This window comes from Stenotrophomonas sp. YIM B13575, assembly GCF_042787595.1.
In the GTDB taxonomy this organism is placed as follows: Bacteria; Pseudomonadota; Gammaproteobacteria; order Xanthomonadales; family Xanthomonadaceae; genus Stenotrophomonas; species Stenotrophomonas lactitubi_B.
Window position 1 is genome coordinate 26165 of sequence record NZ_JBHZOP010000075.1, and the last position, 8279, is coordinate 34443.

An 8279-nucleotide genomic window follows, 5' to 3' on the forward strand; every position below is an offset into this window, starting at 1 on the left:
GGAAGGCGTCACTCGAGCGACTGGCAGAAACAGTAAGGCAGCTGCGATCGTCATCAAACAGCGGCGGAGCACACGGCACGGGCCGCCCATTGGAGGCAGCCTCGGGTCCGGCAGCGGGAGCCCGCAGCGGGCTCCAGAGAAGGTATCGGCGGGGCGGCCAACAACTTTAGGGAGCCAGCCCCTGGTCGGCAGCGCGCCGCAGAACCCAGCGCAGCAGCATCGTTGCCAGCACCGCCGGCAGGTAGCCCAGGCTGCCGCAGACGACCAGCAGCGAGGGCTCCACCAGCGGCCCGCCACCACCGAAGATCCAGCTGCGGGTGGCGAGGACATACAGCGCGAACGGCACAAGCAGCAACGGTGCCAGGCGCACCAGCTGCCACCGCCATCTGCCTGGCCCGATCCAGCCAGCCAGTGCACCCAGCACGGCGCCTGCGGCTACGATGGTGGCGATTTCATCCATGACGCGCTTCCGGAAGTCTTCCAGCCACCATTCTGGACCAGCGCCGACGGAAAGGGGGATGCAGCAGGCGCGCAGAAGGTTGCAATGACCATCGGGACATCCCCTGCCGGCACGCTGCCGGCAGCATGCGCCCACTTACTGGATTTTTGCTGGGAGGCAGCATGCTTCGACGCTTGAGCGCCATCATCATCCTCAGCCTGTGCAGTGCCGGCGCAGTGGCCAGCGACGCGGGGTTCCGTCCCAACTTCCATCCCGACCAGCTGAAAGGACCACCCGCCGGTCGCCACAACGAAGTACTGGTGCTTGGGACAGCACATCTGTCGGAACTGCCAAAGACCTTCGAGCCGGCCCTGCTGGAGCCCTTGCTGGAGCGTTTGGCACGTTGGCGTCCGGAGGCGATTGCCACCGAAAACCTGTCCGGCCTGCAGTGCGACTTCATGCGTCGCAATCCCAGCCGCTATGCCGAAAGCGTTGAAACCTACTGCTACGACACCGATGAGGCCCGCGTCGCCACCGGCCTCGACGTGCCCAGCGCCAACGCCGAGATGGGACGCCTGCTGTCGGCATGGCCTGCAAGCCCGACAGCAGCGCAGCGTCGGCACCTGGCCGCGGTGTTCCTGGCCGCTGGCGAGCGCGGATCGGCGCAGGTGCAATGGCTGCGTCTGCCTGTGCAGGAGCGCATCGCCGGCGACGGCCTGGATGCTGCGCTGGTGGAGATTCTCGACAAGAGCCTGACCCGCCGCAATGAAACCAACCTGGTGGCGGCAGTCCTCGCTGCCCGCCTGGGGCTGGAGCGCCTGTGGGCAGTGGACGACCATACCGCCGATTCGCCCACCCCGCCCGAGGACGAGAAGGCGGCACGCGAAGCGATGATGAAGGCCTGGGACAACCCGCACGCAGACGCACGGCGGGACGCCGACGAGCCGCTGTATGCCAACGTCGGCAAGGTCGGTGGCGTGCTGGACCTGTACCGCGCCTACAACCGCCCCGGCGTCGGCCTGCAGGCCTACCAGGCGGACTTCGGCGCGGCGCTGGTCGAGCCCTCCCCCCAGGGCTTTGGTCGCAACTATGTGGGCTACTGGGAAACCCGCAACCTGCGCATGGTCTCCAACATCCGCGAAGTGCTGGGCGAGCGACCGGGAACGCGCCTGCTGGCCATCGTTGGCGCTTCGCACAAAGGCTACTACGAGGCCTATCTCAACATGATGCACGACGTGCAGCTGGTGGATGCCGAAGCGGTGCTGCGCTGAGGTCCTGGCCGCACGCACCTACAATGCTGCGTTTCCTGCACGGGGGTTCCAGCATGCTCAAGGTCATCGCCGAGGATTTCATCCATCCTGACGCGGTCGAAATCGTCCTGCCGCTATACCGCGAGCTGGTTGCCTGCACGCGGAGCGAACCTCTGTGCATCGCCTACGACCTGTTCGTCGACCAGAAGGATCCCGGCCACTTCATATTCATTGAGCAGTGGCCGGATCGCGCAGCGCTGGACACCCACTGTGCAACCGAGCACTTCCGCCGCCTGGTCCCCCTGATCGATGCGCACCAGCGCAGTCCGGGCACGTTCCTGCTGATGGATCCGGCTGCGCTGTAGCCGTCCATCGTCTGCCCTGCCCTGCGTGCAGATCAAGGGCGTTGCTGCGTATCACCGCGCCGGGCACGCCAGATCGTCACGCTGGCAGCGACGATGCAGCCCAGCGTGACCAGCAGCATCACCGCCACGCCCCACTGCACCACGGGGACCAGCATCCGGGCCTGCTGATCATTGCGCAGCTGCTCCAGCCGCAGCCAGCCGGACAGAGCCAGGGACCAGCCGATAGTGGCTGGCGCATAGGCACGGACGGCACTCAGGTTCCAGGACCTCATTTCGTTTTCCTGCGGAGGTAGGGTGTCGGCGCAGTATTCGCCGCGCCCCTCTCACAGGGTGAGATCAGCCATCGCCGAGGTCGCTGCCGTCCGCCGACGCGCCGCCGGGAAGTTCACTGCTTTCTCCCTGCACCTGCACGTTGTTGCGGCCCATCGCCTTGGCCCGGTAGCACTGGGCATCGGCGGCGGCGACGGCCTGGTCCACGCTCATGCCGGCGGCAAGCGGCGCGATGCCGATGCTGGCGCCGATCCGCAGCTGATGCTGGTCCCACGGAATGGACAGGCTGGACAGGGTGTGCAGCAGTTCACCACCGATGCGCGCCGCGCGCCGCGGGCTGCACCCGGACAGGATCACGGCGAATTCGTCACCGCCCAGCCGCGCCACCACATCCGAATCGCGCACGCCATGGCGCAATACGCTGGCCACGGCCCACAGCACGGCATCGCCGGCCAGGTGCCCAAAGGTATCGTTGACCGGCTTGAACCGGTCCAGATCGATATACATGAGTGATGCCGCCTGCCCGGTCCGCTCGACCCGGGTGATCGCCTGCTGCAGATGCACTTCGAAGCCGCGGCGGTTACCCAGTTCGGTCAGCGGATCCATCTCCGCCAGGTGTCTCGCCTCGCGCTCGCGCGCACGCTGCTGGGTGTCATCGCGCAGCACCCACACCGCGCCACGCACCTGGCCCTCGTCATTGCGAAGCCAGGCCCGGGTCAGGTCCACCGGCACCACGGCGCTGCCCATCTGCAGCAGCAGATCGGCATGCAGGTCCACGGCATTGCTTTCCGGATCCAACAGCACGCTGACGTCGAGCTGCGACTGCGGTGCGTATTCGGTAGTCAACGACAGCACGTCCTGCACGCGATGCCCGGCCAGCGACAGCGCACCATCACCGGCAAGCATTCGCACGGCGGCCGCGTTGGCGTATTCGATGCGACCGTCCAGGGCAACGCTGAGCACCAGGTCGGCAACCGCATCCAGGGTGATGCGGCTGCGCTGCTCGCTTTCGAACAGGCGCTGCTCGCTGCTGCGCTGGGCGCTGACATCCTGGATCTGCGACACGAAATGCAGCGGCTCGCCGCGCTCGTTGCGTACCAGCGATACCGACAGCCGTGCCCAGATGGTGTTGCCGTCGCGGCCCACGTAGCGCTTTTCAAGGTGATAGTGGGTGCGCCGCCCCGCCAGCAGATCCTGCACCAGGGCCAGGTCGGTCTGCAGATCGGCCGGATGGGTCAAGCGCTGGAAATCGACCTGCAGCAGTTCCTCGCGCGGGTAACCGAGAATGCGGCACAGCGCATCATTGACATCCAGCCAGCGTCCTTCCAGCGACACCAGTGCCATGCCCAGTGCCGCCGAGGTGAACGCACCGGCGAACTTCTCCGCCGACAAGCGGGCCTCGGCGCGGGCCTGCAGGATTTCAGTAATGTCGATGGCCATGCCGACGTAACCGATGCGCTCGCCATCGGCGCCATCCATGCGGCTGATCGACAGGCGCACCTGGCGGCGCTGCCCATCCTTGCGCAGCAGCGTCCACTGTCGCGAATACGTCTGGCCGTCGGCACGCGCACTGAGTGCCTCGAACACACCGGGAACCTGTCCGTCAGCAGTCGCCAGCGGTCGCAGCCACGCCTGCAGTTCAACCGGGTCGTGGAACGCATCCAGCCGGCGCCCACCCACTACTTCAGCCGCGGTGTAGCCGAGCAGCCGCTGTGCGCCCGTGTTGAACAGGGTGATGGTGCCGTCGGTGTCGGTGGCGATCACCGCCACTTCGTCGGAGGCATCCACCACCGCCTGCAGGCGTTGCCGCATTTCGGCCGCGTCCTGGCGCGCCCGCTGCAGCTCGGTGACGTCGGCATGGGCACCGGCCATCCATAGCGGCCGGCCCTGACCGTCCCACTCGAATACCCGTCCGCGGTCGTGGATCCAGATCCATTGACCGTTCTTGTGACGCATGCGCAACAGGCAGACATAGTGGTCGGTGCGGCCATCGAAGTGGTCCTGCAGGGCCGCATCGGACAGCGCCAGATCATCCGGATGGACCAGCGCGATGAAGGTCTTCTGGCAGATCGGCTCCAACTCATCCAACCGGTAGCCGACGATCTCGGCCCAGCGTTCGTTGACCCGCATCTGTCCGCTCTGCACGTTCCACTCCCACGTGCCAGCCGCAGTGCCTTCGATGATCATCGCCAGGCGACGGCGCTCTTCGGCCAGTTCCTGCAGCCGACGCTCCAGCAGTACGTTGCCGCTGTTGCCCTGATCGGCCATCAGCCGCCTCCCCTGCCGACGCAGCTGCCCGCAGGCCGTGGCGAGGTGCCACAGCGGTCACGGAACCAGGCGGATGGTGCTGACGGCATGGCCTCCCCAGCGACAGCAGGGGCCCAGGCGCCCCTTCCAGCGCAAGTGTGCGCATTGCCGGGGAACATCGACAAGTCCCCCACCCCGGCCCGCGCCGGGAGGGGGACCACGGACTCAGCTGCGCTTGGCCCGGGCGAACGCCTCGGCCAGGGCATTGTTGGCGGGCGGCGCGGCCTGTGCCGGGCGTCCGCCGGTGCCCGGGTTGCGCCCCTGGCCACGTCCCTGCCCTGGGTTGCCGGCGTCGCGGCGCGGCGCCTGCCCCTGGCTGCGTTCGTCACGGCTGCCCGGGCGGCTGGTGGCCTGGCCGGGCGTGTCGTCCAGACGACGGGTCAGGGCGATGCGCTTGCGCGGCACGTCCACCTCCAGCACCTTCACCTTGACGATGTCGCCGGCCTTGACCACGTCACGCGGATCTTTCACATAGGTATCGGACAGCGCCGAGATGTGGATCAGGCCATCCTGGTGCACGCCGATATCGACGAACGCACCGAATGCGGCCACGTTGCTGACCACACCTTCCAGGACCATGCCCTCGCGCAGGTCCTTGATGTCCTCGACGCCCTCGGCGAAACGGGCCGCCTTGAACTCGGGGCGCGGATCGCGGCCGGGCTTTTCCAGTTCCTTGAGGATGTCGCGCACGGTCGGCACACCGAACGTTTCGTCGGTGAACTGCTCGGCCTTCAACCCGCGCAGGAAGCTGCCGTCGCCGATCAGCGCCTTGATCGGGCGCGCGGTGCTGGCCACGATGCGCTCGACCACCGGGTAGGCCTCCGGGTGCACCGACGATGCATCCAGCGGCTCATCACCATCGGCGATACGCAGGAAGCCTGCACATTGCTCGAACGTCTTCTCGCCCAACCGCGACACCTTCAACAGGTCCTTGCGACGCTTGAACGGACCGTTGTCATCGCGGTGGCGCACGATGTTCTCGGCCACCGTCGACGACAGGCCCGACACGCGCGACAGCAGCGCCGCCGAAGCAGTGTTTACGTACACGCCGACAGCGTTCACGCAGTCCTCCACCCGCGCATCCAGCGCACGCGCCAGGCGGTACTGGTCCACGTCGTGCTGGTACTGCCCGACACCGATCGCCTTCGGCTCGATCTTCACCAGCTCGGCCAGCGGATCCTGCAGGCGGCGCGCGATCGATACCGCGCCACGGATCGACACGTCCAGATCGGGGAACTCCTTGGCCGCCGTTTCCGACGCCGAATACACCGAAGCCCCGGCTTCGCTGACCACGATTTTCTGCGGTGCGTTGTCACCCAGCGACTTGATGGCTTCACCGGCCAGCTTGTCGGTCTCGCGGCTGGCAGTGCCGTTGCCGATCGCGATCAGCTGTACGTTGTGCCTGGTGCACAACTGCTTGATCGTCTGCAGCGACTGCTCCCACTGCCGGCGGGGTTCGTGCGGGTAGATGGTATCGGTGGCGACCAGCTTTCCGGTGGCGTCAACCACAGCGATCTTGCAGCCGGTGCGGATGCCCGGGTCCAGGCCCAGCACGCTTTTCGGGCCAGCCGGCGCGGCCAGCAGCAGATCCTTGAGATTGTCGCCGAACACCGCGATGGCTTCGGCCTCGGCCTTCTCGCGGGCCTGGTTGAACAGGTCCAGCAGCAGGTGCATGTGCAGCTTGGCTCGCCAGGTCAGGCGGCAGGCATCGAGCAGCCAGCGATCAGCGGGGCGCCCCGCATCGCGAATGCCGGCGTTGTGCGCCACGCGCCCTTCAGCGTACTGATGTCCCGCCTCGGCATCCTTGCCCGGGTCCAGTTCCAGGAACAGGATCTCCTCGCGGCGCGCACGGAACAGCGCCAACAACCGGTGCGAGGGGATCTTCGCCAGCGACTCGGCGTGTTCGAAGTAATCGCGGTACTTGGCGCCCTCGGTTTCCTTGCCCTCGGCAACGCGGGCACGGATCACGCCCTGCTCGCTCAACCAGCTGCGCAGTTCACCCACCAGCGTGGCGTCCTCGCCCCAGCGCTCCATCAGGATCGCGCGGGCACCTTCCAGCGCGGCCTTGGTATCGGCCACGCCCTTGTCGGCATCCACGAACGTGGCGGCAAAGATCTGCGGGTCCTGCGTGGGATCGCCCAGCAGGCCGTCGGCCAACGGCTCCAGCCCGGCTTCGCGGGCGATCTGCGCGCGGGTGCGGCGCTTGGGCTTGTACGGCAGGTACAGGTCTTCCAGCCGGCTCTTGGTGTCGGCAGCGAGGATCTCGTTGCGCAGCTCATCGCTGAGCTTGCCCTGTTCGCCGATGCTGGCCAGCACCGCCGCACGGCGGTCTTCCAGTTCGCGCAGGTAGGTCAGGCGGGTTTCCAGGTTGCGCAGCTGGGTGTCGTCCAGGCCGCCGGTGACTTCCTTGCGGTAGCGGGCGATGAACGGAACGCTTGCGCCTTCATCGAGCAGGCCGACGGCGGCGCTGACCTGGGCGGTCTGGGCACCGATTTCTTCGGCGATGGTCTGGGCGATCTGCTGGGCGAGCTGGCGCTGGGCGTGCTTGGCGTCGTGCATTGTTTCCGGCCTGGGCCGCATTGCGGGAAAGGCCCATTCTTGCAATGCGCGGGCGGCAGGGACAAGGCGTTGACAGAACGGCGGTTCAGGCGGCGGGTCCGGATCGGACGCCGGCATCCTGGCAAGTGGGGCTCGGACTGGCCCCGGGGCTGGGATGCCGGCGCGGACGCGCGATGGTGGAGCGCGTCCTGCCGCGTAGTGCGAAGGTCAGCGGTAGTGGCGGGCGGCACGCTGCATGACGATGTCGTCACGCAGGCTCTCAAGCGCCATCAGGCGGACCTTGCCGACACCCTGCAGTTCCATGAACCGCTCCGTGTAGAACTCCGGCCCCAGCGCGGTATCGGCGCGGGATTTGCTGAAGCCGTAGGGCACCACGCCCTTCTCGCCATCCTTGCTACCACCGACATAAAGAACGATTGCCATGTGATGTCTTCCTCCAAATTGCTACTGCGTACTGCACACGATGAGCGGTACTTGCGAGCCCATCTGGGTAGAGCTTACCGCGACCAAGCTGACTGGAACGTCACGAAGACTAATGACGATCGGTTGCATGCAGATGACTGCGGGATCGCAGCAGAATGCTTACGGATCTTTAACTTTCGGCTAACGAATAGAGGGATTCCAGCCAACGGCGCAGCCCCTCGTGGGTGGGTTTGGCTGGTCGCGGAATGCAAAAGCCGTCGCGCTGGTCGGCCGGGTTGGATTCACGGGGGACGCCGTGAATCCGTCCCTGGAGGCTTGGCCGCGGCATCCATGCCGCGGACACCCCCGCGAACCCAACCCGCCCGCCCTCTGACAGATTTCTGCGGTCTGCTACCCACAGAAAAGAAAAAGAAGATCAAAAGCAAAAGCGACCTGGCCGGTCGTTTCTTGTAGAGCCGAGCCTACGCTCGGCTGCTTTCAGGCCATTCCGCGAAGCCGAGCGCAGGCTCGGCTCTACACGAGCAAGCGCAGCGCGCGACCGTGGCTGGGCGCACACGGAAACTGTCAGGGGTCGGGCAGGTGGGTTGCGCAGGGGCGTGAGCCGCATGGATGCGGCGACCGAGCTTACAGGGACGTACTTGCAGCGGCCCCTGCGCAACCCACCTG

Annotated in this window: 7 protein-coding genes; 2 read left to right on the forward strand and 5 right to left on the reverse strand. The window is 66.6% G+C overall.

Going from position 1 to position 8279, the window contains the following annotated elements:
* Positions 1-166: 166 nt before the first annotated feature.
* Positions 167-460: a hypothetical protein gene (locus ACFX4F_RS13270; RefSeq protein WP_380655994.1), complete on the reverse strand. Its 294-nt coding sequence runs from the start codon at positions 458-460 to the stop codon at positions 167-169.
* Positions 461-621: 161 nt separating this feature from the next.
* Here ACFX4F_RS13270 and ACFX4F_RS13275 point away from each other — a divergent pair, with 161 nt between their 5' ends.
* Positions 622-1710 (forward strand): DUF5694 domain-containing protein, encoded by a 1089-nt coding sequence (locus tag ACFX4F_RS13275; protein ID WP_380655996.1) that lies wholly within the window; start codon positions 622-624, stop codon positions 1708-1710.
* A gap of 53 nt (positions 1711-1763) precedes the next feature.
* Entirely contained in the window at positions 1764-2054 is a 291-nt protein-coding gene (locus ACFX4F_RS13280) for a putative quinol monooxygenase (protein WP_099821542.1), read from the forward strand.
* Positions 2055-2086: 32 nt separating this feature from the next.
* Here the strand turns inward: ACFX4F_RS13280 and ACFX4F_RS13285 are convergent, their stop codons facing one another.
* From ACFX4F_RS13285 to ACFX4F_RS13300, 4 genes are all read right to left on the reverse strand, one after another.
* Positions 2087-2326: a hypothetical protein gene (locus tag ACFX4F_RS13285; RefSeq protein WP_380656000.1), complete on the reverse strand. Its 240-nt coding sequence runs from the start codon at positions 2324-2326 to the stop codon at positions 2087-2089.
* A gap of 64 nt (positions 2327-2390) precedes the next feature.
* Entirely contained in the window at positions 2391-4592 is a 2202-nt protein-coding gene (locus ACFX4F_RS13290) for a PAS domain S-box protein (RefSeq protein ID WP_380656002.1), read from the reverse strand.
* A 204-nt stretch (positions 4593-4796) separates the two neighbouring features.
* Positions 4797-7190 carry a Tex family protein gene (locus tag ACFX4F_RS13295; RefSeq protein ID WP_380656005.1) on the reverse strand — a complete coding sequence of 798 codons (2394 nt, stop codon included), beginning with the start codon at positions 7188-7190 and terminating at the stop codon, positions 4797-4799.
* 207 nt (positions 7191-7397) lie between these two features.
* A complete protein-coding gene (locus ACFX4F_RS13300) occupies positions 7398-7613 on the reverse strand; it encodes a hypothetical protein (protein ID WP_025879252.1) in 216 nt (71 codons plus the stop codon).
* Positions 7614-8279 lie beyond the last annotated feature (666 nt).